Genomic DNA, 22,771 nt, shown 5'->3' on the forward strand with positions numbered 1-22,771 from the left:
GTGCCGTCGGGCGCGTGACGGAGGCGGGTGCACCGCCCCGGGACGTCGCGCGCGGGGCCCACGACCGCGCCGGCCCCGTGCGCCTCGGCCTGCCCCGCTACGCCCAGGTCAGCACCGCGTTCTCGGACGCGCCGGCACCGCGCACGCCGATCACTCCCCGCGAGGCGTCGTCGGAGGTCTCGTCGCCGCTCAGGAACCGCGCCCAGCAGCCGCCGGGCCGGTCGCCGAAGAGCATGGGCGAGAGTACGGGCGCGACCAGCGCGGTACGGGTGGTCGTGCCGTCGGTGAGTTCGACGGGGCAGGTGGCAGGGTCGACGTACTCCTGCACGATGCTGTCGCCGCCGGCCAGGGCGCGGGCCACGGCGTGCTGCCAGTCGGTGGGGTCGGTGTGCCTGCCGACGAGGATGTCGCCTCCCGTCATACCGATGGCCTTCTTGAGGACGAACCGCTCCCGGTGCGAGCGCAGCAGTACATCCAGTTCGCAGTCCTCGCCGTGCCAGTCGGTGCGCCCCGGCAGGGTGATACGGGTCCAGGGAAGATGCCGGTCGGCCAGCATCCGCTCGGCGCGGGTCATCCACGGGCGCCCCTCGGAGACGAGGGCCAGGGCCTTGCCATTGGCGAGCAGCCCGCTGCTCTGCGGCGGCAGCAGCAACAGACCGGCACGCTGCGCGTCATGGACCGGCCGCAGACTCAGTCCCCGCTCGTCCCACTCGGAGGGGGAGAAGCTGCGCAGTCCGAGCGGATAGCGCAGCCGGCCCGGCCGGCCCAGCGCATCAGGCAGCTGGTCGGGTTCGAGGAAGTCGGCGGTGAAGCCACGGCGGCGGAACTGTTCCAGGTCCCTGTCCAGCGACCGGATGTCCGCCTCGTCGTGCAGATCCCCGAAGCTGCCGACCACGGCGACCGCTCTCGGCAGCCGGCGGCTCGAGCAGATGTCCTCGAACGCCCGCACCCGGGTGAGAAGAGGATCGTTTCCGCAGAAGGCTCCGGGGTGGGTGCGCTGCCATACCGCGGTCAGTGCCTGCGTCGCCTTCGGCCCGTCGAAGGTGCCGCTGACCTGGAAGCCGAGCAGCTGCGGGCCGTCCGAGCCGATCACCATGTCCGGCCGGGCCATCATCGAGCAGAACTCGGTCTCGGTGTTGTCCTGCCCGGACAGCAGCGGATAGTCGAACGGGTCGGCGCCGAGCGCCTCGATCCGCCCGGGCCAGCTCCCGTCGAGAGCCATCACCGCGCGGCGCACCAGTGCCAGCAGCGTACGGGCGATGCCGAACAACTCGTCGTAGGAGCGGCGCGGCAGCACGAACGGCTGTGCGGGATGCCACGGCCCGGGCAGCGACACATCCAGCCCTGCGGCTTCCTGCCGCAGCAGAGCACCCACCTCGGCCGGGGACACCGTGCGCAGCGCGGCGGGCTCGGGCCGCCCTTCCTCGAGGAACCACGGATGGACGGTGATCTCGGTGCGGCTCATCTCCGGTGGACTCCTGACTCCGCCACGCGGCGGGGAAGAGGGCAGCGAGCCGTATCGGTTCCCCCCGTGAGCCACCCCTCGGACTCGTCCCGTCCCATCGGACACGTCCCCTTGCACGATGTGAACGGCCGCTGAACGTTAGCCGTTTGCTCTCGAGAACGACTGGAGCCGCTCGCGGTCCTGGACGACGCGAGCGGGAATCGAGCGTGCTGGTACATCCATAGAGGGCCGCAGGAAAGCTAGTCGGACGGTCTCGAGAGCGGCTGGAGGCGGTCCGGCTACAACCCACAACCGTTTCCGCCTGCCACGGGTCACCCCCGCCCGCAGACGCCCCCGTGCCGCGAGGAGACAGTTCGATGAGCCACCCGTCCATGCCCGTTCTGGAGTCCTTCACCCGTACCTGGCCCAACCTCGAAGCCGCGCACGGGAAGGCCATGCGGTCGGCGAGCGCCCTGCTGAGCGGACGCGACGAACTGCTGCCGCTGCTCACCCGGATCGCCACCCACAGCAGCGCGCGCGACGAACTGCTGCGCTCGGTGGGGGCGTTGACCGGTGCTCCCTGGGAGCTGGCGCGCAACTGCCCGCCTCAGCTGTCCCGGCTCTCGGTCTTCCTGCCGTCGAACAACATCCTCTACTCGTACACCCTGTACGGACTGATCCCCGCGCTCTTCTGCGACGAGGTGATCATCCGTCCCTCCGCCCGCGTGCGTGACACGGCGTACGCCGTGCACAGGCAGATCAGCAGGCGCCTCGACCCGGACATGGCGCAGAAGATCAAGATGATCGACGTCTCGCAGCGGCAGTTCAAGCCGGTCTGCGCCGGGTCCGACGCGGTCGTGTTCACCGGCCGGCCGGCCAATGCGCGCGAGGTGATGAACGACATCGGCGAGCGGCCGATGTTCCTCCTGATGGGATCGGGCCCCAACCCGCTGGTCATCGGTCCCCGTACCGACCCGGCGGCCGCCTGCCGGGCCGTCCTGCGGGCCCGGCTCTACAACTGCGGCCAGGACTGCCTGTGTCCGGACGTCGTCTTCGTCCACCGGCTGCGCCTCGACGCCGTCGTCGAGCAGCTGCGCGCCGAGCTCTCCGTCCTCACCGTCGGTGCGCGCAGCTGGTCCGACACCGTGCTGACCCCGCTCGTCTACGAAGGCGCGGCGGAAGGAGCCGCTGAGTTCCTCGCGGAGAACGCCGACCACGTCGTCTGCGGAGGCGGGACGGACCTGGATCGGCTGCTGGTCGAACCGTCGCTGCTGGTCCTGCCCGAGGGCACCGGTTTCCACCCGCCCGAGCTGTTCTCGCCCGTCTTCTGCATCGTGCCGTACGAGGACCCCGAGATGCTCCGCGAATGGGCCCGCAGCCCGGAGGAACTCGAGCGCGGCATGTACGTCTCCGCGCTCGGCGAGCCCCGGCTCACCGGCGAGACGCTCGGCACGGGCGTCATCATCCGCAATGCCACCCCCTTGGACGCCGAGAACGGCAACCAGCCCTTCGGCGGATACGGGGTGCACGCCAGCAGCATCCGGCGCGACGGCCGGCTGATCGGCCGGCCCCTGCTGCTGTCCATGGAGGCAGGCCTGCGCCGGTCCGTCATCACCGGGCCGCTGCGGTGAGCGTGGGCGTCCGCCCGCCGTTCGCGAGGCCGCTCGTCGCCGGGGCGGGACGGCCCGGCCCCGGCACCGTGCACCTGGTCACCCGGGTCCTCGAGGCGCTGATGGCCGGGATCGGCCCGGTGCCGTGCCACACGCCCCTCGTCCTGTCGGCGACCGACCACTGCCTGCTCGCCGTCACCGAGTTCGTCGCCAGGTGCGAGGACACCACCCGAAGACTGCGGCCCTCGGTGTCGCTGGCGCTGGAACCCTCGCTGCTGCTCGGCAGGTTCACCGTGGAGCACCGGTGGCCGGGCCCGAGCTACGCGCTGGTGACCCCGGGCGGAGCGGGCCCGGCCGCACTGCGCTGGGCCACCGCCGCGGTCGACTCGGGCACCGCTCCCGCCGCGGTCGTCTGCGAGGTGGTCCACGGCCGGCCGGCGGGCGAGGACAGCGTCCTGGTTGTCGCGGGGCTGCTCGCACCGGGCGGCGCCGAGAGCGCGGTGCACCCCGTCACCACGGACATGCACCCCGGGGACCCGGACCAGTTGCGCGGCACCTTCGGCAGCGCGCTGCTGCGCGCCGCAACCGGCGCGGACCGTTGGGAGGTACGGACATGAGCGGCGTCCCCGCCACCTGGCGGCGCGCCGCCGACGCGCTCGCCGAAGCGGGCTGCGAGACCGTCTTCGCACTGCCCACCGACGAACCCGGACTCCTGGACGCCGCGGACATCCACCCCGAGCTGCGTGCCGTCGGGGTGCGCGCCCACCGCACCGCAGCGTGCATGGCGACCGGCCACGCCCAGGTCACCGGCCGACCCGCCGTACTGGCCCTCGGCGCGGGCCCGCCGTTCGGCGACGCCGTCACGGCGCTGGTCGAGGCCGACTCGGTGTGCGCCCCCGTGGTCGTGGTGACCACCCGTATCCCCGCCGCGGGCATCGGCCGCGGCGGCTTCCAGGACGTCGACCAGGCCGCCCTGGCAGCCGCGTTCACCCGCACCTACCTCCGGGTCCCGGACGCGGGGTCGCTGGCCTGGGCGCTGCGCAGGGCCGTCCACATGGCGCTGAACGGGCGGCCCGGAGTGAGCGTTGTCGAGGTCGCCCACGAGGCCGTCGACACTCCCGGCCCGGACGGCGCCCGGCCCCCGTCGTACGGCGGGCCCGTCTGCCGGCTGCGGTCCGTACCCGACCACGACGCACTGCGGCGCGCCGCCGCACTCCTTGCCGGCGCCGAACGACCGCTGCTCCTTCTCGGTGGCGGTGCTCGCGCGGCCGGCGCGGGCCCCGCCGCGCTGGCGCTCGCCGAGCGCTGGGGCGCCCCCGTGATGACCACGGCAGCCGGCCGCGGCAGCGTTCCCGAGGACCATCCCCTGGTGTGCGGCAGCGTCGGCCTGTACGCCACACCGCCGCTGGAGACCGTCCAGTGCGGCGCCGACACCCTGCTCGCCGTGGGCACCCGGCTGGAGGAGACCGCCCGCCTGGGCTGGGACACCCTGGACTCCCTCCGCCTCGTGCAGCTCGACAGCGACCCGGAGGCGTTCGGCGCGGGGGTGGCCGAACCCGCGGCCGCACTGCTCGGCGACGCCGCCCTGTCCCTGGCCCCCCTCACCGCTCTGCTGGGGGAGCGCACCGAGCAGCGTGCCGCCTGGCTGCGGAGCGCGCTGCTGGCCCGCCGCAGGGCATGGCTCGGCTGGACGGCCGACGGCGACCTGGCCGGTTCACCCGCCCGTGCCGCGCTCGCCGCACTCGCCGAGGTGTTCCCCGACGCCGTCACCGTCCACGACAACGGCGCGAACGACATCTGGTCCTACCACTGGCCCGTCCATCGCGTCGGGCCGCGCGGGCGCACCGTCGTGCCGGGCGAACAGACGATGCTCGGCTTCGGGCTCGCCGCGGCGCCCGGGGTCGCCCTCGCCGCCAAGGACCGTCCCACTGTCGTGGTGTGCGGAGACGGCGCCGCCGAAATGGGCCTGGATGCGCTGCCCACCGCCGCGGAACTCGGCATCGGTCTCGTCCTGCTCGTCCTCGACAACCAGGGCTACGGCTGGCCCCGGTTGCTGCGCCGCGAAGCCGGCGCGCCCACGGGCCTCACCCGGTTCGCCCGGCCGCTGCCGGTCGACGACGTGGTCCGCGCCCTCGGCGGCAGCGCCGAAATCCCGGACTCCGTCGCCGCCATCCCGCTCGCGCTGCTCCGCGCCCGCAGGTGCGCCGAAGCGGGCCGGATCGCCCTGGTCCGCGTCAAGGTGCCCGAGGACGACGTACCGCCGGGCATCCGCCGGCTGTTCCTGGCCTCCGGCCACGACATGGGAGACGAGAGATGAACCCCGTTCCCCGCCGCCTCGTCATCGACGGCGAGCCCATCGCCGCCACCGCCCTGCGTACCGCGGTCGAACGGACCGCCAGGGCCGTGGCCCGTGAACTCGGCCCCGCCGACCCGCCTCTCGCCGTCGGCGTGGATGCGACGACCGGGCCCGCCGTGCTCGTCACCGCCCTTGCCGCCGAACAGGTGGGAGCACCCCTCTTCCTCCGCGGACACCAGGGCGCCGAGCAGCACTGGCCCGCCGAGGTCGGTGCCGTGGCCTCGCCCGCCGCGACGACACGCGGGGGAGAGCTCGCCCCGCTCGTCACCGCGACGCGCACACCCCGCGCAGCGCCGCCCGCCCCGGGCACCGGCGCCCTGTTCTGGACCTCCGGCAGCTCCGGACCCGCCAAGGCGGTCGTCCTCACCCGTGCCGCCCTCGACTATCAGGCCCACGCCACCGCGCAGCACCTCGGCATCGACGGCGACGACGCACTCCTGCTTCCCCTGCCGCTCAACCACGCCTACGGACACAGTGTGTTCGGCATCTGGCGCAGGCTCGGCGGCGAGCTGAACCTGCACACCGCGCTGCGCCCCGAAGCGGTCGCCGCCGATGTCGCCGGCCGTCGTACGACGTCCCTCGACGGCGTCCCCTTCCTCTACGCCCTGCTCGCCAGGGCCGCCGAGTCCGACCCCCGACTGCGCGACGGGCTGCGGTCGTTGAAGGTCCGGGGCTGCGGTGGTGCGGTACTTCCCACCCCCGTCGCCGCGCACTTCCAGTGGGTCGTCGGCGCACCCGTGCACGACGGTTACGGGCTCACCGAGGCCGGACCCAATGTCGCCCTGTCCTCGGACGGGCACCTGCGTGCCGGAACGGTCGGCACCGTGCTGCCCGGCACCGCCGTCCGGATCGCTGACGGCACCGGCGAGATCCAGGTCAGCGGCCCCGGGCTGATGACCGGATACCTCGGCCGCCCCGACGCCACGGCCGAGGCGCTGTCCGACGACGGCTGGCTGCGTACCGGCGACACCGGATCGCTGGACGCCGACGGATTCCTCAGTGTGCTCGGCCGCCTCAAGGACATCATCATCGTGCTCGGGGAGAACCACGCACCGGCTGTCGTCGAGGACGTGCTGCGGGCCGACGATGCCGTCGCCGACGCCGTCGTGGTGGGAGTTCCCACCCAACAGGCCCACGGGGACGCGGTGTTCGCGTTCGTCGAGCCCGCCGACCCCGGGCGCCCGCCCAGCGAACGAGCCCTGCGGACCCGCTGCCACCGGAGCCTGCCGCCGCTGCTGCGGCCACGTGTCATCCGGATCGGTACGCTGCCGAGGCTGCCCGGCGGCAAGGCCGACCGGCAGCAGCTGCGCCGGCTCGCCGCCGCATCGGGAGGTCGGTGCCCATGACGAGGCCGCCGGACCGACGCGTCCGGCACACCGCACCCGACACCGTGATCACCGGCATGGGCCTGATCACCGCCTACGGCAGCGGCACCGGTGCCTACTGGAGCGGGCTGCTCGCCGGCTCCAGGGCCCTGCGCCCGCACCCGGCGCTCGCCGCGGACGGCTTCCGGTGCGCCGTGACCGCCGCGGTCGCCGACGCACGTCCGGTGCGCGACACCGACCCCGCGACGCGGCGCGGCCGTCTCGCCCGCGCCGCCGCCGCTCAGGCGCTGAACCAGGCCGGCCTTTGTGAACTCGGCACCAGCACCTTACTGGTGACAGCAGGTCAGACACCCCTGGCCCCCGATCCTGCGTACCGTGCGACGCCCGGACCTCGCTGGGGACGCCTCGAGCTCGCCGGCCCCTCGGCCGACGACATGCCCGGCAACGGTCCGCACACCGAGACCGTCCATCTCTCCCAGGCCTGTGCCTCCCTCTCCTTCGCCCTCGACTACGCCCGCACCTGGCTGCGCTCCCGCTGCGGCACCGCCGCACTCGTCGTCGGCAGCTTCGTGCTCAACTCCTACGAGTACGCGGGCATGGCGGTCACGGGCGCGCTCAGCCCGACCGGCGCCCGCCCCTTCGACACCGAACGCGACGGCACCAGCCTCGGCGAGGGCGCGGGCGCCCTGCTGCTGGAGCGCGCCGATTGCGCCTCCCGGCGCGGGGCGCGTCCGCTGGCCGGCCTGGCCGGCACCGCCGCCAGGGTGGGCGGCCGCAGCCCGGCCGCGTCCGACGAGGACGCCATCGCGGAGTGCGTCACCGCCGCCCTCGAGGACGCCGGGCTCGACACCGTCGGCTACATCCACGCCCACGCTTCCGGAACGATCCAGGGCGACACCGCCGAACTCGCCGCCCTGGACGTGGTCGGCGCCCGTCGCGGCTGGCACGCCGTCCCGGTCAGCGGCCACAAGGGCGGCATCGGACATCTGATGCACGCCTCGTCCGCTCCGGGGCTGGCCGCCGCCCTCGGATTCCTGCACACCGGCATCGCCCCGGGCACCCCCGGACTCACCTCCCCGGAACCGAGCGGCCGTCGCCTGCGCGTACTGACCGCGGCCCGGCACCTGCCCGGAGCGCCGCGCACCGCTCTGGTCAACAGTTTCGGGTTCGCCGGCAACAACTCCGCTCTCGTACTGACCGCACCGCACGGGCGGCGCGGGCGCGGCCCACCCGCGCCGCACCGGGGTCCGGGCGAATTCCCGGCCGCCCCAAGGACGTTGGACGGCCGGTCGAGCGGCGCTCCACCGCCGCCTGCCACGGTGCTCGAAGCCCGTCAATCACCGGGCTGTCCAGCACTTTCCACGAAGGAGGCCGACGGTGGCACACCGGACGCTCATAGTGGCTCGGATGGAGCCGGGCAAGGCCGGCGACATCGCCAAGATCTTCGAGGAGTCCGACTCGAGCGAGCTGCCCCACATGATCGGTGTGACGAGGCGGTCGCTGTTCACCTTCCACGATCTCTACTTCCATCTCGTCGAGGCCGACGAGGACATCAGCCCGAGGCTGTACCAGGCCCGCAGTCACCCCCTTTACGACGACATCAACACCCGCCTCGCCAAGTGCGTCTCGCCGTACGACCCCAACTGGCGCGAGCCCAAGGACGCCATGGCGCAGGCCTTCTACATATGGACCAAGGACGGAGGGCGGATCCAGTGAGCCAGTTCACCCTGCCGGAGCTTGCCGACAAGCTCCGCGAATGCGCCGGTGAGTCCGAGGGCATCGACCTCGACAGCGATGCGGTGCTCGACGTGCCGTTCATCGATCTCGGCTACGACTCCCTGGCACTGCTGCAGGTCACCGGTGTCATCAAGCGGGAGCGGGGCGTCGAGCTCTCCGACGACGCGGTCGTCGAGGCCGAGACGCCCCGGCTGCTGCTGAAGATGATCAACGCAAGCCTGCCCGAGGCGGCATGAGCACGGAAGACGCCGGCGTCTCGGGCCTCGCCGGGAAGCGGGTGCTCGTGACCGGGGGCACCCGCGGGATCGGCCGGGCGGCGGCACTGGCCTTCGCCCGCGCCGGAGCCCAGGTGGTGGCCGGTCACAGCAGGGACGGCGAGGCCGCCGCATCCCTCGCCCGGGAGCTGAACGCTCTCGGCGAGGGACATCTGACCGTACGCGCCGACGTCACCACCGCCGAGGGCGCCCGCACGCTGGCCAAGGCCTGCCGCGACCAGCTCGGGGGGCTCGAGGTACTGGTGAACAACGTCGGAGTCGACGGTCACGCCAAGTTCGGCGACCTGGACGCGGCCGAGTGGCAGCGCCTGTTCGACCACAATGTGACCTCCGCCTATCTGGTCACCCAGGCCGTGCTCGAACTTCTGGCCGAGGGCGCTTCCATCGTCAACATCGGCTCGTCGGTCGCCCTGCGCGGCCGGCCCTTCAGCGCCCACTACTCCGCCTCCAAGGCAGCACTCGTCGGCTTCTCACGGGCGCTGTGCAAGGAGCTCGGGCCGCGCGGAATCCGTGTCAACACAGTGGCTCCGGGCGTCACCGAGCCCGAGACCGGCGGAGATCTGCCGCCCCAGCTGAGGGAGCGGATCGCCGCGATGACCGCGCTGGGCCGTCTCGGCCGTCCCGAGGACGTGGCCGGAACCGTGCTCTTCCTGGCGGGGGACGCGTCCCGCTACGTCTCCGGCGCCACGATCACCGTCGATGGAGGAATCTGATGCCGTACGCAGCGATCACCTACCGGGTCAAGCCCGGGCACGAGGACGAGATCGCCGAGATCTTCGCGAACTTCACCCGCGTCGACACCCCCGACTTCAAGGGCGACGACGGCGGGGCCGCCGGACGCCTGCTCGGCACCGGCGTGTTCATCAAGGACGACGTGATGGTGCGCGTCATCCACTACGAGGGCGATTTCGCCGCCGTCGGCCGCCACATGGCCACCCAGAAGGGCGTGCACATCCTGGAGGAGAAGCTCCAGCCGTACCTGGCCGAGGAGCGCGACACCAGCTCACCGGCCGGCTTCGCGGCGTACTTCCGCAACGCCACGATGCGCTCCATCGCCCAGCTCACCGTCGACACCCACCCGGCCGGGACCTGAGTGCCATGACCGAGGTGCTGGGGACAGCTGTTCTCCTCGGCAGCGGGGTCACCGCGGGGGTGCTGTTCGCCGTGGCGCTGAGTGTGCTGCCCGCGCTCTTCGCCATGGAGACCTCCACCTACGTGTACGCGCACAAGCTGCTGGGCCGCAACTGGGACCCGACCATGCCCGTCGTCGTCCTGACCTCGACGCTGCTGGCCGGCTGGCTGGCCGTGGTCGCCGACGACGGCACGGCACAGCTGCTGTTCGCCGCCGCTGCGGTGCTGCTGCTGGGGGTCTCCGCCGTCTCGCATCTGTGCAACGTGCCGATCAACCGCCGGGTGAAGGCCGTCGACAACCCCGACGACCTGCCGGCCGATTGGCAGGACCCGCGCCCGCTGTGGCGGCGCTGGCACCTGCTGCGCACCCTGCTCGCCCTCATCGCTCTCGTGCTCAACGCCGCGGCGGTCACCGTGATCTGATCACGGTGACCGCCGCGGCGGTTCGCTGTGCAGGCGAGGCGTGGTACGGCGAGGTCAGCGCACCATCTCCATCTGGCCCATCATTCCCATCGTCAGATGACCCATCAGATGGCAGTGGAACATGAACTTCCCGGTGTGGTCGGTGAACCTGATCTTTATCCGGGCGCTCTCGCCGGGCATCACCGTGATGGTGTCCTTCCACCCCGCCTCGCCCGGACCGGCCGGACTGCCGTTGCGGTCGACCACCTGGAAGTGCTCCAGGTGCGGGTGGAGCGAGTGCGGGATGGTGAAGTCCACGTCCTTGTTCTCGATCGTCCAGATCTCCGTGACGCCGAGCTTCGGCCGGAAGTCGATCCGGTTCACGTCGAACGGCTTGCCGTTGATCAGATGCTGCTGGCTGCGCGGGTCGAAGGACATGGCGAACGTCCGCTCCACCACCGGTGTCCCCAGGTCCGCAACCGGCCGCAGCGTCGCGGGCACGCTGCTCGGGTCGGCCGCCGTACGCACCACGTCGAAGCGCATCACCTCCGGCGCCTCACCAGGGAACGTCATCATCGTCGACAGCACGACCTTCGAACCGACCGGGTACCGGGAGAAGTCGATGACGATCTCCTGCCGTTCGGCCGGCCACACCTGCAGGATCCGGCTCGGCACCGGAGCGGGCAGCAGCCCGCCGTCGGTGGCGATGTGCGTGAACTCCTCGCCCTCGCCGAGCCGCAGCACGAAGGCCCGCTCGTTGGAGGTGTTGAGCAGCCGGAAGCGGTACTTGCGGGCCGCGACCTCGAAGTAGGGCCTGGGCGAGCCGTTCACCAGGAACGTCGGCCGGTCCTGGAAGCCGTGCAGGTCGTACACGAGCGTGCCGTCGTCCTCGATCTTCGCGTCGCGCAGCTGCAGCGTGACGTCGTACTGCCCCTTCGGCAGCGGCAGCGCGTCCTCGGCGGGGTCGGTGAGCACATAGGTGGCCGCGGCGCCCCGGTAGATGTTCTCCGCGTGCGCGTGGTGCGAGTGGTCGTGCACCCACATCGTGGAGGCGGGCTGGTTGTTCGGGTAGCGGAACAGCCGTGAGCGGCCGGGAGCCACCTCGTTGTCGGGGTGGCCGTCCGAGTGCGCCGGGACATGCCCGCCGTGCAGGTGCATCGAGAACGGGACATCGAGCGCATTGGCCTGCTCGATGATCACCGGCCGGCCGCGCCGCGCCACGATCAGCGGGCTCAGCGCCCCGCCCAGGGTCCGGACCCGGGACGTCGTCCCGGGCAGGATCGCCACATCGGCGTCCCGCGACGTCAGCCGGTACAGATCGTGGTCGGCCAGCCGCGTCGGCCGCAGCGGCCTCGGCACCCTGAGCGGCACCGTGAACGGGGTGGTGGCCGCCGCGGCGCGCCTGGGCGGCGTGCCGAGGACAAGAGCGGCGGGTACGGCGGCCAGCACACCGGCCGCCGCACCCGCCTTGAGCAGACTTCTGCGGTTCAGCACGTACATCTCCCTCAGCTCGTGGACGGGCGAGGCGCGTCACGCACGGACATCTGCGCCATACAGGTCAGCAGCGACCGCTCGAACGTGGCGACGAAGCCTTCGACGGTGTCCGTCGCACGCGGCCTGGTCAGATAGGGGGCGAGCCTCTCCTCGACCTCGCGCACGCCCGGCTGGACCGCCATGTGCCGCGCGATGGCGCGCAGATCCCCCTCGTACTCGATGACCCGGACCATCGTGTCGTCGCGGATGAAGACCGCGGTGGACAGAATGCGGGCGCTCTCCTCGCCCCCGTCGTCCTTGACGACGGGCGAGCCCACCCTGCGGAAGCCGGTGAAGATCTCGGTGATCTCCTTCTCGTAGCCGGCCTTGATGTCGTACGTGATGGCGGCGAAGGGCATGGCTGCTCCCTGATCGGGTGGACTCCTGCCCGGCCATCGCACGGCACCGCGCTCGCCAGGTGCTCGAGCGCCGGTACACCCGTCCCGCTCCGCTGGAACATCAACGCTTCTTCGAGCCGGTCTTTAGGTACGGCTGGGACGGTTCGAGCCACTGGACGGACCAGGTCGTTGAGGAGGCGGGCAGTGACCACCGAGATCACGCGCACCGTGCGGGTGCACGCTGACGACGTCGAGGCCAACACCCGGCGCGGCGGCGACATCCGGACGACGCTCAGCCCCAGGACAGTGGGGTGCACTTCCGGTTTCGGCGGTGTACTGACCCTGGAGCCGGGCGACTTCGTCACCGAGCACTACCACCCATATTCCGAGGAGTTCCTGCACGTCATTTCCGGCCAGCTGGAGATGACCATGGACGGCCAGCCCATCACGCTCGGGCCGGGCGACTCGCTGCTCGTGCCCATCGGGGTACGGCACCGGCTCGTCAACACCGGCAGCGAGACCGCGAAGGGTGCCTTCCATCTCTCGCCGCTCGCACCCAAGCCCGAGCTCGGGCATGTGGACACCGAGAAGGTCCAGCGGCCCGAGGAGTCCAACCCCCAGGTGGGCGGTGCCCGGTGAGCCGCAGAGCGGTCATCACCGGTATAGGCGTCGTCGCGCCGGGCGGAGTGGGCAGGGAGGCCTTCTGGGACCTGCTCACCGCCGGCCGCACCGCCACCCGCCGGATCTCGCTGTTCGACCCCAGCGCCTTCCGCTCCCAGGTGGCGGCCGAGGCCGACTTCGACCCGGCAGCCGCGGGGCTGAACGCACGCCAGATACGGCGGATGGACCGCGCGGCCCAGTTCGCCGTCGTCTCGGCCCGCGAGGCCGTGGCGGACAGCGGAGTCGATTTTGCGAACACCCCGCCCGAGCGCATCGGCGTCAGCATCGGCAGTGCGGTCGGCTGCACCATGGGGCTCGAGGAGGAGTACGTCCTGCTCAGCGACGCCGGCAAGCACTGGCTGGTGGACCACACCTACGGAGTGCCGCACCTGTACGGCTACATGGTGCCCAGCACCCTGGCCGTCGAGGTCGCCTGGGAGGTGGGCGCCGAAGGACCCGTCGCCCTGATCTCCACCGGCTGCACCAGCGGACTCGACTCGATCGGGCACGGCGCCCAGCTGATCGAGGAGGGCACCGCGGACGTCGTGCTCACCGGAGCGACCGACGCCCCGCTCTCCCCGATCACCTCCGCCTGCTTCGACGCCATCAAGGCCACCTCGCCCAACAACGACGACCCGGAGCACGCCTCCCGGCCGTTCGACCAGGACCGTGACGGCTTCGTCCTCGCCGAGGGCTCCGCCGTGATGGTCCTGGAGGAGAAGTCGGCCGCCGAGGCCCGCGGCGCCCACATCTACGGCGAGCTCGTCGGCTTCGCCGGCCGCAGCAACGCCTTCCACATGACCGGCCTCAAGGCCAACGGCCGCGAGATGGCCGAGGCGATCAAGGTGGCACTGGACCGGGCCCGTCTCGACGCGAGCTCCGTGGACTACATCAACGCCCACGGCTCGGGCACCAAGCAGAACGACCGGCACGAGACCGCCGCGTTCAAGCGCACCCTCGGCGGCCACGCGTACAAGGTCCCCGTCAGCTCGATCAAGTCGATGGTCGGCCACTCGCTCGGCGCCATCGGCTCCATCGAGGTCGCGGCATGTGCCCTCGCGCTGGACCGCCAGGTCGTGCCGCCCACCGCCAATCTGCGCACCTCCGACCCGGAGTGCGACCTGGACTACGTCCCGCTGACCGCCCGGGAGCACCGGATGGACGTCGTCCTCAGCGTCGGCAGCGGATTCGGCGGGTTCCAGAGCGCCATGCTGCTGGCCCGCCACGGCGCGGCCCGGAACACAAGGAGCTGACGGTGACCACAGCAACGGCCAAGGCCCCCGTCATCACCGGACTCGGCGTCGTCGCGCCCACCGGCCTCACCGCCGAGGCCCACTGGTCCGCCGTACTCGGCGGGCAGCCGGCGATCGGACGGATCAGCCGCTTCGACCCGTCCGCGTACCCGGTCCGCCTGGCGGGCGAGGTGCCGGGCTTCGTGGCCAAGGAACAGGTGCCCAGCCGGCTCATCCAGCAGACCGACCGCTGGACCCATCTGGGCCTGTCCGCGGCCGAGGCCGCCATCAACGACGCCGACGTCAACCCGGCCGAACTGCCCGAGTACGAGCTGGCCGTGGTGACCTCCAGCTCCTCCGGAGGGACCGAGTTCGGCCAGCACGAGATGGAGAACCTCTACCAGCACAACCCCGAGTGGGTCGGCGCCTACCAGTCCATCGCCTGGTTCTACGCCGCCACCACCGGCCAGGTCTCCATACGGCACGGGCTGCGCGGCCCCTGCGGCGTGATCTGCACCGAGCAGGCCGGCGGCCTCGACGCCATCGGCCAGGCACGCCGCCTGATCCGTACCGGATCGAGGCTCGTCGTGACCGGCGGCACCGACGCGTCCCTGTGCCCGTACGGGCTGACCGCCCAGCTGTCCACCGGCAACCTGTCGACCGTGCAGGACCCGGCCCGCGCCTATCTGCCCTTCGACAGCGAGGCGTCGGGCTATCTGCCCGGCGAGGGCGGCGCGATGCTGATCGTCGAGAGCGCCGAGGCCGCCGAGGCCCGCGGCGCCCAGAAGATCTACGGCCAGGTCCTCGGCTACGCGGCGGGCTTCGACCCTCCGCCGCCCTCCGCCGCCGGGCCCGACACCATTGCCTCCGACCGGCCCCCGGCGCTGCGCCGCACCATCGCGGCCGCACTGGCCGACGCCGGAATCCGACCGGACGCCGTCGACGTGGTGTTCGCCGACGCGCTCGGCGTGCCCTCGGCCGATCTGACCGAGGCCGAGGCGCTCGCCGCGATCTTCGGACCGCGCGGCGTACCGGTCACCGCTCCCAAGACGCTGACCGGCCGGCTGTACGGCGGCGGTGCGCCCCTGGATGTCGCAACAGCCCTGCTCGCGCTGCGCGATCAGGTGATCCCGCACACCGTGGGCCCCACCGCACCGGCCCCTGGGCACGAGATCGACCTCGTGCTCGGCGAACCGCGCCACCAGGAGCTGCGTACCGCGCTCGTCGTCGCCCGCGGACACGGCGGCTTCAACGCGGCGCTCGTCCTCGGCCGGGCGGGCTGAACCCGGGCCGGCCGACAACCGCGCCAACCGACTCACGGCAGGAGGCCGTCATGGCGGGACACACCGACAACAGCATCGTGATCGAAGCGCCGATGGACCTGGTCTGGGACATGACCAACGATCTCAAGTCCTGGCCGCAGCTCTTCAGCGAGTACGCCTCCGTGGAGATCCTCGAGGAGGAGGGCCGGGAGATCACCTTCCGGCTGACCATGCACCCCGACGAGGACGGCAATGTGTGGAGCTGGGTCTCCCGCCGCATCCCCGACCCGGAGAGCCGCACCGTCCACGCCCACCGCGTGGAGACCGGCCCGTTCGAGTTCATGCGGCTGTTCTGGGAGTACACCCAGGAGGCCGGCGGCGTACGGATGCGCTGGGTGCAGGACTTCCACATGAAGCCGGAGGCCCCGGCCAGCGACGCCGGAATGACCGAGCACCTCAACCGCAACACGGGCATCCAGATGAACCTGATCAAGCAGAAGGTCGAGGCCGAAGCGGCCCGCCGCGCCACGGCAGGCTGAGGAGGTTTCCTACGGTGATCGCCTATCTGGTCCCCGTGGTGGTCCTCGTCAACGGCCTGGCCGCCGGCGTGCTGTTCGGCACCCAGCTCGGCGGCTGGCCGCTGCTCGCGGCCCTGCCCGCCGACCGCTACGTACACGCACACGCCTTCTTCGCCACACGCTACGACCCGGCGATGCCGCTGTGCCTGCTCGGGACGCTGATCGGCGACGCCGTCCTGGCGGTGATCGCGCCGGAGGCGGCCGTACGCGCCCTGTTCATCGTGGGCGCCGTGCTCGCCGCGGCCACCGTCACCATCTCACTGACCAAGAACGTCCCGGTCAACAAATGGGTGCAGACCCTCGATCCGGACAACCTGCCCGACGACTTCGAGGCCAACGACCCGCGCTGGAACTGGGGCGCGTGGAACCACCGGCGCAGCGTGCTCACCCTGCTCGCGTTGCTGGTCAACTGCGCCGCCCTCGCACTGCTGCTCTGACTGACACTCTTGCGGAGGAATTCATGGATCTCGGTCTCAAGGGCAAGAAAGCCCTGGTCACCGGTGGCACCCGAGGGGTCGGCCGGGGGATCGTCAAAGCGCTGGCCGAGGCCAGCGTCGATGTCCTGACCTGCTACCAGAACTCCGGCGACGCGGTCACCTCGCTGGAGAAGGAACTCAAGGAGACAGGCGGCAACCACCATGTCATGCGGGCCGACGTCTCCGACCCGGACGATGTCGCAGCCCTCCTGGCCCAGGCCAAGGAGCAGTTCGCCCGGCTCGACCTCGTGGTGAACAACGCGGGCGCCATCAGCCACATCCCTTACGCGGACCTGCCGTTCGACGAGTGGCGGCGCATCATCGACACCAACATCACCGGAACCCATCTGGTGATCCAGAACGCCCTGCCGCTGCTGCGCAGGGGTTCCTCGGTGGTCAGTATCGGCTCCAAGGCGGTCGAGGCGGGCATCCCGCTGCGCTCCCACTACACCACCACCAAGGCCGCGCTCGTCGGCCTGAACCGTTCGCTGGCCAAGGAGTTCGGCGCCAAGGGCATCCGCTTCAACGTGGTCGCCCTCGGCGTCATCGAGACCGAGAACCTGCGCAAGATGCCCGCGGACCAGCAGCAGCTGATGATCGAGCGCTACAGCGCCAAGACCGCGCTCGGCCGGCTCGGCACCCCCGAAGAGGTCGCGGGAGCGATCCTCTGGCTGGCCAGCGACCTCTCCCGGTACGTCACCGGGTCCACCATCGGCGTCGACGGAGGGATCTCCTGATGACCAACGGCAAGCACTCACGATCCGAGGGCGCCTTCCGGGTACTGCTCCGCATGGAGATCAACCCCGGCCTGGAGGCCGACTTCGAGAAGGCCTGGCGCGGCAGCACCGAGGCGGTCACGGGCCACCCGGCCTGTCTGGGCCAGTGGCTGTCCAAGGACAACGACGAGGAGAGCGTCTACTTCATCGTCAGCGACTGGACCGACGAAGTGGGCTTCCGCGAGTTCGAGTCCAGCGAGGCCCATCTTGCCCACCGTGAACGGCTCCACCCCTACCGTGGCAAGGGCTCGTTCAACACGATGCAGGTCATCGCCCACATCGAGGGCAAGGCCGCCACACATGCCGCATGAGGTACGGGTCCTGGTCCACCAGGCGGCCCACGACGACGAGCAGCTGGCCGCGGTACGCGCCGCGTACCACGAGGTCAGCAAGCGCCTGGCGGGCGTACCGGGGATGCTCGGCAACGAGCTGCTGCGCTCCCCGCACGACCCCACCGCGCTCGTCGTCGTGAGCCGCTGGAGCGATCTGGCCGCGTTCCGGCGCTGGGAAGAGGGCGCCGGGCACCGCGAGGACACTGCCCCTTTGCGTCCGTACCGCGACACCCGGCTCGCCGTGCCGTTCGGCATCTACGAGGTGGAGGCGGCCTACTGACGGCCCGGGGCGTGTCTTTCGGATCTTGCCGGGCTCTCGTGCCCTGGTCACCCACAGCCTTCGGCGGGGGAGGTGCCCCCACGCCGCCTGGTCGTCGGCCGGCACGGCTCACGCCATGCCCGTCTCCTCCGCTTTGCGACGTCCCCCGTGGCCCTCCGGGCACGGGCGGTGCCCCAGCACCGGACCCCGCTCGCTGATCCGGCCTGATCCAGAAGACACGCCCCGGGCCTCTCGTCCGCCCCGCGATCGCATCCTGTTCACCGCTCCGGCCCGATCCGGAAGAGAGGCCCCGTTCATGACCATCACGGTTCAACCCGTTGGCCGCACCACCGCGGCCGACGAGCAGGCAGCCTGGGTCTCCTGCTCCGGCTGCCGCTCCCTGGTCTACGGCAAACGCTACGCGCGTCTGCTGCGGGTCTGCCCGGAGTGCGGTGCGCACGCCCGACTTGACGCGCCCAGCCGTATCGAGCAGCTCTTCGACACCGGCACCCCCCAGGCGGTGCCGGTGCCGGCCACCCAGGTCAACCCGCTGGACTTCGTCGACCAGCACCCGTACGCGGACCGCCTTCAGCAGGCCAGGGCCCGCACCGGACAGCAGGACGCCGTACTGGTGGTCCGCGGACGGATCGAGGGGCGGCCGCTGGTCGCCGCCGTCATGGACTTCCGGTTCTTCGGCGGCAGCCTCGGCGTGGCGGCCGGCGAGGCGATCACCACGGCCGCCGAGACCGCGCTGCACGACCGCGTACCCCTGCTGATCGTCACCGCCTCCGGCGGAGCACGCATGCAGGAGGGGGCGCTCTCGCTGATGCAGATGGCCAAGACGAGCAACGCCCTGGCCGAACTCGACGAGGCGGGTCTGCTCACCGTCACCCTGGTCACCGACCCCACCTACGGGGGCGTCGCCGCGTCGTTCGCGACCCTGTCCGATGTGGTGGTGGCCGAACCGGGCGCCCGTATGGGCTTCGCCGGACCGCGCGTCATCGAGCAGACCATCCGCCAGAAACTGCCCGACGGTTTCCAGACCGCCGAATTCCTGCTGGAGCACGGTCTGGTGGACGACGTGTGGTCGCGTACCGAACTGCGTGCCCGGCTCAGCAGACTGCTCGCCGTCGCGGAGGAACCCGGTCCGGACTGGGGCGCCGGCGAGGAGGACCCCGTCGTCCGGGACAGCCAGCTCCTCGACCAGCTGCCCGCCTGGGACTGCGTCCAGTTGGCACGTGAGGCCGGCCGGCCCACCGCACTCGAACACATCGGCTACTGGCTCGACGGCTTCGTCGAACTGCACGGCGACCGGGCCGGTGAGGAGTGCTCCGCGATCGTCGGCGGCGTCGGCCGCCTCGACGGACTTCCCGTAATGGTGATCGGTCATCAGAAAGGCCACACCACCGCCGAGTTGGTCAGCCGCAACTTCGGCATGCCCTCCCCGGCCGGCTACCGCAAGGCCGCACGGCTGATGCGGCTTGCCGCCAAGCTCGGCATCCCCGTGGTGACCCTCATCGACACCCCCGGCGCCTACCCGGGCCTCACCGCCGAGGAGAAGGGCCAGTCGGTCGCCATCGCCGAGAACCTGCGGCTGATGGGATCACTGCCCGTGCCGGTGGTGGCTGTGGTGACCGGCGAAGGCGGCAGCGGCGGAGCACTCGCCCTCGGCGTCGCCGACCGGGTGCTGATGTGCGCCAACGCCACCTACTCGGTGATCAGTCCCGAAGGCTGCGCGGCCATCCTGTGGAAGAACGCCGCCGAGGCCGCCGTGGCCGCCGACGAACTCGCCCTGGACGCCGCCTCGCTGCTACGTCTCGGAGTGGTCGACGGAGTCATCCCCGAGCCCGAGGGCGGCGGCCACACCGACACCACGGCGATGAGTGACACCGTACGCCGCGCCACTGTCGTGGCGCTGCGCGAGCTGCGCGGCCGCACCACCTCACCGGCCGGACGGCGCCGGCGCTTCCGCGCCTTCGGTCTGGCCCCCGACCCGGGGACACGGACGTGACCAGCTATTTCGCAGGTGGTCACGGCATCGGCAACGGCAGGTACTACGGAGAGATACCCATGAGCGAAGTGACCAAGGAGAGCCTCCGCAATCCCCGGACCGACGACCCGCTCAGCGGTCTGGACTACGACACCAGCGCCCTGGCCCTCACCGACATCTGCCGCAGCATCGCGGACGTCGTGCGAGTCGGCTCCAACCACCCCAGGAGGGTGCGCGTGAGTCTGGGCGCCGCCAGCATCGAGGTCGAGTGGGAGGAGGGGCAGGCCCCCCAGGGTGAGGGGCCCACCGCCGCCCCGCCCGTCGAGGAGACGGTCGAGGGCTACCACGAATGCGCGCCCCTGGTCGGCACGTTCTATCTCGCTCCGTCCCCCGGCGCCCCGCCCTTCGTCCGTCCCGGCGACCGCGTCGAGGTCGGCCAGCAGCTCGGCATCGTCGAGGCGATGAAGCTGATGAACCCGCTGGAGGCCACCCGGGCCGGCACCGTCGTCGACATCCTGGTCGCAGACGGCGCCGCCGTCGAGTACGGGCAGGCGCTGGTGCTCCTCGACCCCGAGGGCCCGGCGGGCCGCGCGGGGGAGGGGTGACCGTGACCTTCGACACCATCCTGGTGGCCAACCGCGGCGAGATCGCGCTGCGCGTGATCAGGACCTGCAAGGAGATGGGCATCCGCACCGTCGCCGTGCACTCCACCGTCGACAAGGACAGCGCGCATGTGCGGGCCGCCGACACCGCCGTACAGATCGGCCCCGGCATGCCGCGCAAGAGCTACCTCTCCGCGCCCGCGATCATCGAGGCGGCCATGCGCACCGGGGCCGACGCGGTGCATCCCGGCTACGGATTCCTCTCCGAGGACCCCGACTTCGCCGAGATCTGCGCCGACAACGGACTGGTGTTCATCGGCCCGAGGCCCGAGGTGCTCTCCCGGCTCGGTGACAAGGCCGTCGCCCGGGAGCTGATGACCGACGCCGGGCTGCCTGTGCTTCCCGGCAGCCCCGGCACCGTCGACAGCGCCGCCGAGGCCACCGACCTTGCCGCGCGCATCGGCTTCCCGCTCATCATCAAGGCCGCGGCGGGCGGGGGTGGCCGCGGCATGACAGTCGTACGGCAGCAGAGCGACCTGCTGCCCGCCTACCGCCAGACCAGGGCCACCGCACAGGCCGTCTTCGGCGACAACCGGGTCTATCTGGAGCGCTTCTGCGACAGCGCCCGCCATATCGAGGTACAGGTACTCGCCGACGGCCAGGGCAGCGTCCTGCACCTCGGCGAGCGCGACTGCTCCGTGCAGCGCCGCCACCAGAAACTCATCGAGGAGAGCCCCGGACCCGGGCTGCACAAGGAACTCACCGCCGCGATGGCCCGGGCCGCGGTACGCGGCGCCCGCGCCGTCGGCTACACCGGAGCCGGCACCTTCGAATTCCTCGTCCACGACGAGGGGTTCTCCTTCATGGAGATGAACTGCCGCATCCAGGTGGAGCATCCGGTCACCGAGGCAGTCTTCGGCGTCGACCTGGTGCGCGAGCAGATCCGGGTCGCCGCCGGGCAGGCCCTCGGCTACGCCCAGGAGGACCTCGTACCGCGCGGCGCGGCCGTCGAATGCCGGGTCAACGCCGAGGACCCGGCGCGCAACTTCGCACCGTGCCCGGGCACGCTGGAGGAATTCGTGCCGCCCGGCGGCCCGTTCGTCCGCGTCGACACCCACGGTTACGCCGGCTGGCGGGTGCCCTCGCAGTACGACTCCCTGCTTGCCAAGGTCATCACCTGGGCGCCCGAGCGGGAGGCGGCACTGGACCGGATGGACCGGGCACTGGCGGAGTTCCGGATCTCCGGGCCCGGCGTGCACACCACGATTCCGCTGCTGCGCGAGGTCATCGCCGACCCCGCCTTCCGTAACGGCAAGCACGACACATCGTTCCTGGACGCGCGCCCCTGAGGTGAATCACGGCACCGGACGGACTGGCCGATCGTCTTGTGGGACCGGCCGCGGCCGAGCCGGTCGCTGCGCAGATCACTCGGCGAGGAGGGAATCAGCGATCGAGGTGCGGGCGTAGAGCACCGAGCGGCCCGCTCGGTGTGCGCTGACCAGGCCCGCGTCGCGCAGCGCGGTGAGGTTCTGGGACACCCCTGCCGGGGAGAGCCCCGTACGGTGGGCCAGTTCCGTGGTGGAGGCCGGGGTCTCCAGTTCGGTCAGCAGTAGGGTCCGGGAGCGGCCGAGCACGGCGGCGATGGCGGCGGTTCCGGTGGTTCGCCGGGGTTCCCACAGCGAGCCGGCGCCGCGCGCCGGGTAGGCCAGCTGCGGCGGCTCCGGCGGCGTCACCCGGGGGTGAACAGGCCCGGCCCGGTGAAGGCCGAGGGAATCAGCACCAGCCCCGCGCCCGCCGTCCTGCGGGACAGGGCCGGCTGCCGTCGGGCCAGCCGGAGCGCGTTGTCGTTCCAGCTCACCGACGGGTGCAGATCGTTGAAGAGGTGGCCCGTGCCCTGCTCGGCGACCTGGCGTGCCCGGTGGAAGACGTCGGCGTCGAGCACGGTTCGGATCCGTGCCCAGTAGGGAGCGAGCGCCAGCTCCCAGTAGGTCTCGACCTCTTCCGTCACCCGGGCCAGGCGAGCCTGTGGCTCGGCGTACAGCGTCCGCGACCGGGGACCGAGACGGCCCTGCTCGTGCCTGAGACGGTCAAGGTCCTGGCGTACCTGGGCGGGGGAAGAGGTCAGGATCCTCGCCAGCTCCTGCGCCAGTGTGGGGGCCGGCCCGGCGGGCGCCGGATTGAGGAAGTCGGGAACGTAACCCGAGGGCGGGACCAACTCGGCCAGCCAGCCCCGGTCCAGGCCGGCGGCCGCCACCCGCGGCCGTACCTGCTCGAGCCAGGGCCGGTGCACGGGATGCACGGAGCCTGAGCTCAGCAGCCGGAAGCTGGGCCCGACCTCCCACATGGGTGAGACGGCGAACCGCATCTGCGCCAGATCACTCGTGGAAAACGCCAACTCCGCCAGCACGACCGCCTCCATGGATTCATCCATGTCCGAATCAATGGCGGCCACC

General features: G+C 71.7%; 25 protein-coding genes and 1 pseudogene. 21 read left to right on the plus strand and 5 right to left on the minus strand.

Annotated elements, in window-relative coordinates:
- Positions 1–97 precede the first annotated feature (97 nt).
- Positions 98–1,465 carry a hypothetical protein gene (locus ABZ208_RS28055; RefSeq protein ID WP_356912237.1) on the minus strand — a complete coding sequence of 456 codons (1,368 nt, stop codon included), beginning with the start codon at positions 1,463–1,465 and terminating at the stop codon, positions 98–100.
- A 356-nt stretch (positions 1,466–1,821) separates the two neighbouring features.
- Here ABZ208_RS28055 and ABZ208_RS28060 point away from each other — a divergent pair, with 356 nt between their 5' ends.
- The 10 genes and pseudogenes from ABZ208_RS28060 (at position 1,822) to ABZ208_RS28105 (ending at position 10,301) form a co-directional block, all read left to right on the plus strand.
- Positions 1,822–3,075, plus strand: coding sequence for an aldehyde dehydrogenase family protein (locus ABZ208_RS28060; RefSeq protein WP_356912238.1), 1,254 nt, complete (start codon positions 1,822–1,824; stop codon positions 3,073–3,075).
- Entirely contained in the window at positions 3,072–3,671 is a 600-nt protein-coding gene (locus tag ABZ208_RS28065; protein ID WP_356912239.1) for a hypothetical protein, read from the plus strand. Before ABZ208_RS28060 ends, ABZ208_RS28065 begins: the two co-directional genes overlap by 4 nt.
- On the plus strand, positions 3,668–5,371 hold the full coding sequence (locus ABZ208_RS28070; protein WP_356912240.1) for a thiamine pyrophosphate-binding protein: 1,704 nt from the start codon (positions 3,668–3,670) through the stop codon (positions 5,369–5,371). Before ABZ208_RS28065 ends, ABZ208_RS28070 begins: the two co-directional genes overlap by 4 nt.
- Positions 5,368–6,756 carry an AMP-binding protein gene (locus ABZ208_RS28075; RefSeq protein WP_356912241.1) on the plus strand — a complete coding sequence of 463 codons (1,389 nt, stop codon included), beginning with the start codon at positions 5,368–5,370 and terminating at the stop codon, positions 6,754–6,756. Before ABZ208_RS28070 ends, ABZ208_RS28075 begins: the two co-directional genes overlap by 4 nt.
- Before the next feature lie 413 nt (positions 6,757–7,169).
- Positions 7,170–7,790 (plus strand): annotated as a pseudogene (locus ABZ208_RS28080) (beta-ketoacyl synthase N-terminal-like domain-containing protein); the annotation flags it as partial.
- A gap of 322 nt (positions 7,791–8,112) precedes the next feature.
- Positions 8,113–8,451 (plus strand): TcmI family type II polyketide cyclase, encoded by a 339-nt coding sequence (locus ABZ208_RS28085; RefSeq protein ID WP_328405399.1) that lies wholly within the window; start codon positions 8,113–8,115, stop codon positions 8,449–8,451.
- The gene (locus ABZ208_RS28090; protein WP_328405397.1) at positions 8,421–8,708 is read left to right on the plus strand and encodes an acyl carrier protein; all 288 of its coding nucleotides are present in this window, start codon (positions 8,421–8,423) and stop codon (positions 8,706–8,708) included. Before ABZ208_RS28085 ends, ABZ208_RS28090 begins: the two co-directional genes overlap by 31 nt.
- A complete protein-coding gene (locus ABZ208_RS28095) occupies positions 8,705–9,460 on the plus strand; it encodes an SDR family oxidoreductase (RefSeq protein ID WP_356912242.1) in 756 nt (251 codons plus the stop codon). The genes ABZ208_RS28090 and ABZ208_RS28095 overlap by 4 nt, the downstream gene beginning before the upstream one ends.
- Positions 9,460–9,840: a SchA/CurD-like domain-containing protein gene (locus ABZ208_RS28100; RefSeq protein WP_356912243.1), complete on the plus strand. Its 381-nt coding sequence runs from the start codon at positions 9,460–9,462 to the stop codon at positions 9,838–9,840. Before ABZ208_RS28095 ends, ABZ208_RS28100 begins: the two co-directional genes overlap by 1 nt.
- Before the next feature lie 5 nt (positions 9,841–9,845).
- A complete protein-coding gene (locus ABZ208_RS28105) occupies positions 9,846–10,301 on the plus strand; it encodes a DUF1772 domain-containing protein (RefSeq protein ID WP_356912244.1) in 456 nt (151 codons plus the stop codon).
- 54 nt (positions 10,302–10,355) lie between these two features.
- Here the strand turns inward: ABZ208_RS28105 and ABZ208_RS28110 are convergent, their stop codons facing one another.
- Both ABZ208_RS28110 and ABZ208_RS28115 read right to left on the minus strand, forming a co-directional pair.
- Complete coding sequence (locus ABZ208_RS28110) at positions 10,356–11,774, minus strand: multicopper oxidase domain-containing protein (RefSeq protein WP_356912245.1); 1,419 nt, start codon at positions 11,772–11,774, stop codon at positions 10,356–10,358.
- Positions 11,775–11,785: 11 nt separating this feature from the next.
- Positions 11,786–12,172 carry a SchA/CurD-like domain-containing protein gene (locus ABZ208_RS28115; RefSeq protein ID WP_328393744.1) on the minus strand — a complete coding sequence of 129 codons (387 nt, stop codon included), beginning with the start codon at positions 12,170–12,172 and terminating at the stop codon, positions 11,786–11,788.
- Between the two features lie 183 nt (positions 12,173–12,355).
- Between ABZ208_RS28115 and ABZ208_RS28120 the strand changes: the two genes are divergently transcribed.
- From ABZ208_RS28120 to accC, 11 genes are all read left to right on the plus strand, one after another.
- Positions 12,356–12,790, plus strand: a complete 435-nt coding sequence (locus ABZ208_RS28120; RefSeq protein ID WP_356912246.1) for a cupin domain-containing protein — start codon at positions 12,356–12,358, stop codon at positions 12,788–12,790.
- On the plus strand, positions 12,787–14,064 hold the full coding sequence (locus ABZ208_RS28125; RefSeq protein ID WP_356912247.1) for a beta-ketoacyl-[acyl-carrier-protein] synthase family protein: 1,278 nt from the start codon (positions 12,787–12,789) through the stop codon (positions 14,062–14,064). Before ABZ208_RS28120 ends, ABZ208_RS28125 begins: the two co-directional genes overlap by 4 nt.
- A 2-nt stretch (positions 14,065–14,066) precedes the next feature.
- Positions 14,067–15,326 carry a ketosynthase chain-length factor gene (locus ABZ208_RS28130; RefSeq protein ID WP_356912248.1) on the plus strand — a complete coding sequence of 420 codons (1,260 nt, stop codon included), beginning with the start codon at positions 14,067–14,069 and terminating at the stop codon, positions 15,324–15,326.
- 50 nt (positions 15,327–15,376) lie between these two features.
- A complete protein-coding gene (locus ABZ208_RS28135) occupies positions 15,377–15,844 on the plus strand; it encodes an SRPBCC family protein (protein WP_356912249.1) in 468 nt (155 codons plus the stop codon).
- Positions 15,845–15,858: 14 nt separating this feature from the next.
- Positions 15,859–16,320, plus strand: a complete 462-nt coding sequence (locus ABZ208_RS28140; protein WP_356912250.1) for a DUF1772 domain-containing protein — start codon at positions 15,859–15,861, stop codon at positions 16,318–16,320.
- 23 nt (positions 16,321–16,343) lie between these two features.
- Positions 16,344–17,096, plus strand: a complete 753-nt coding sequence (locus ABZ208_RS28145; RefSeq protein WP_356912251.1) for an SDR family oxidoreductase — start codon at positions 16,344–16,346, stop codon at positions 17,094–17,096.
- Positions 17,096–17,446: an antibiotic biosynthesis monooxygenase family protein gene (locus ABZ208_RS28150; protein WP_356912252.1), complete on the plus strand. Its 351-nt coding sequence runs from the start codon at positions 17,096–17,098 to the stop codon at positions 17,444–17,446. The genes ABZ208_RS28145 and ABZ208_RS28150 overlap by 1 nt, the downstream gene beginning before the upstream one ends.
- A complete protein-coding gene (locus ABZ208_RS28155) occupies positions 17,436–17,747 on the plus strand; it encodes an antibiotic biosynthesis monooxygenase family protein (protein ID WP_356912253.1) in 312 nt (103 codons plus the stop codon). Before ABZ208_RS28150 ends, ABZ208_RS28155 begins: the two co-directional genes overlap by 11 nt.
- A gap of 295 nt (positions 17,748–18,042) precedes the next feature.
- The gene (gene accD / locus ABZ208_RS28160) at positions 18,043–19,737 is read left to right on the plus strand and encodes an acetyl-CoA carboxylase, carboxyltransferase subunit beta (protein ID WP_356912254.1); all 1,695 of its coding nucleotides are present in this window, start codon (positions 18,043–18,045) and stop codon (positions 19,735–19,737) included.
- Positions 19,734–20,321 (plus strand): biotin/lipoyl-containing protein, encoded by a 588-nt coding sequence (locus ABZ208_RS28165; RefSeq protein WP_328393724.1) that lies wholly within the window; start codon positions 19,734–19,736, stop codon positions 20,319–20,321. The genes accD and ABZ208_RS28165 overlap by 4 nt, the downstream gene beginning before the upstream one ends.
- Before the next feature lie 2 nt (positions 20,322–20,323).
- On the plus strand, positions 20,324–21,667 hold the full coding sequence (accC, locus tag ABZ208_RS28170; RefSeq protein ID WP_356912255.1) for an acetyl-CoA carboxylase biotin carboxylase subunit: 1,344 nt from the start codon (positions 20,324–20,326) through the stop codon (positions 21,665–21,667).
- A 75-nt stretch (positions 21,668–21,742) separates the two neighbouring features.
- Here accC and ABZ208_RS28175 read toward each other — a convergent pair whose 3' ends face one another.
- Entirely contained in the window at positions 21,743–22,051 is a 309-nt protein-coding gene (locus tag ABZ208_RS28175; RefSeq protein WP_356912256.1) for a winged helix-turn-helix domain-containing protein, read from the minus strand.
- Positions 22,048–22,749 carry a hypothetical protein gene (locus tag ABZ208_RS28180; RefSeq protein ID WP_356912257.1) on the minus strand — a complete coding sequence of 234 codons (702 nt, stop codon included), beginning with the start codon at positions 22,747–22,749 and terminating at the stop codon, positions 22,048–22,050. The genes ABZ208_RS28175 and ABZ208_RS28180 overlap by 4 nt, the downstream gene beginning before the upstream one ends.
- Between the last annotated feature and the right edge of the window lie 22 nt (positions 22,750–22,771).

Origin of the sequence: Streptomyces sp. NPDC006208 (assembly GCF_040613775.1) — a bacterium.
GTDB lineage: Bacteria > Actinomycetota > Actinomycetes > Streptomycetales > Streptomycetaceae > Streptomyces.

Bases quoted from the DNA above. Each gene is read 5' to 3' on its own strand.
- ABZ208_RS28150 (WP_356912252.1), top strand. From the start codon at position 17,096: ATGACCAACGGCAAGCACTCACGATCCGAGGGCGCCTTCCGGGTACTG.
- accD (WP_356912254.1), top strand. From the start codon at position 18,043: ATGACCATCACGGTTCAACCCGTTGGCCGCACCACCGCGGCCGACGAG.
- ABZ208_RS28145 (WP_356912251.1), top strand. From the start codon at position 16,344: ATGGATCTCGGTCTCAAGGGCAAGAAAGCCCTGGTCACCGGTGGCACC.
- ABZ208_RS28115 (WP_328393744.1), bottom strand. From the start codon at position 12,172: ATGCCCTTCGCCGCCATCACGTACGACATCAAGGCCGGCTACGAGAAG.
- ABZ208_RS28100 (WP_356912243.1), top strand. From the start codon at position 9,460: ATGCCGTACGCAGCGATCACCTACCGGGTCAAGCCCGGGCACGAGGAC.
- ABZ208_RS28070 (WP_356912240.1), top strand. From the start codon at position 3,668: ATGAGCGGCGTCCCCGCCACCTGGCGGCGCGCCGCCGACGCGCTCGCC.
- ABZ208_RS28055 (WP_356912237.1), bottom strand. From the start codon at position 1,465: ATGAGCCGCACCGAGATCACCGTCCATCCGTGGTTCCTCGAGGAAGGG.
- ABZ208_RS28155 (WP_356912253.1), top strand. From the start codon at position 17,436: ATGCCGCATGAGGTACGGGTCCTGGTCCACCAGGCGGCCCACGACGAC.
- ABZ208_RS28075 (WP_356912241.1), top strand. From the start codon at position 5,368: ATGAACCCCGTTCCCCGCCGCCTCGTCATCGACGGCGAGCCCATCGCC.
- ABZ208_RS28090 (WP_328405397.1), top strand. From the start codon at position 8,421: ATGGACCAAGGACGGAGGGCGGATCCAGTGAGCCAGTTCACCCTGCCG.
- ABZ208_RS28105 (WP_356912244.1), top strand. From the start codon at position 9,846: ATGACCGAGGTGCTGGGGACAGCTGTTCTCCTCGGCAGCGGGGTCACC.
- ABZ208_RS28135 (WP_356912249.1), top strand. From the start codon at position 15,377: ATGGCGGGACACACCGACAACAGCATCGTGATCGAAGCGCCGATGGAC.
- ABZ208_RS28180 (WP_356912257.1), bottom strand. From the start codon at position 22,749: ATGGATGAATCCATGGAGGCGGTCGTGCTGGCGGAGTTGGCGTTTTCC.
- ABZ208_RS28060 (WP_356912238.1), top strand. From the start codon at position 1,822: ATGAGCCACCCGTCCATGCCCGTTCTGGAGTCCTTCACCCGTACCTGG.
- ABZ208_RS28095 (WP_356912242.1), top strand. From the start codon at position 8,705: ATGAGCACGGAAGACGCCGGCGTCTCGGGCCTCGCCGGGAAGCGGGTG.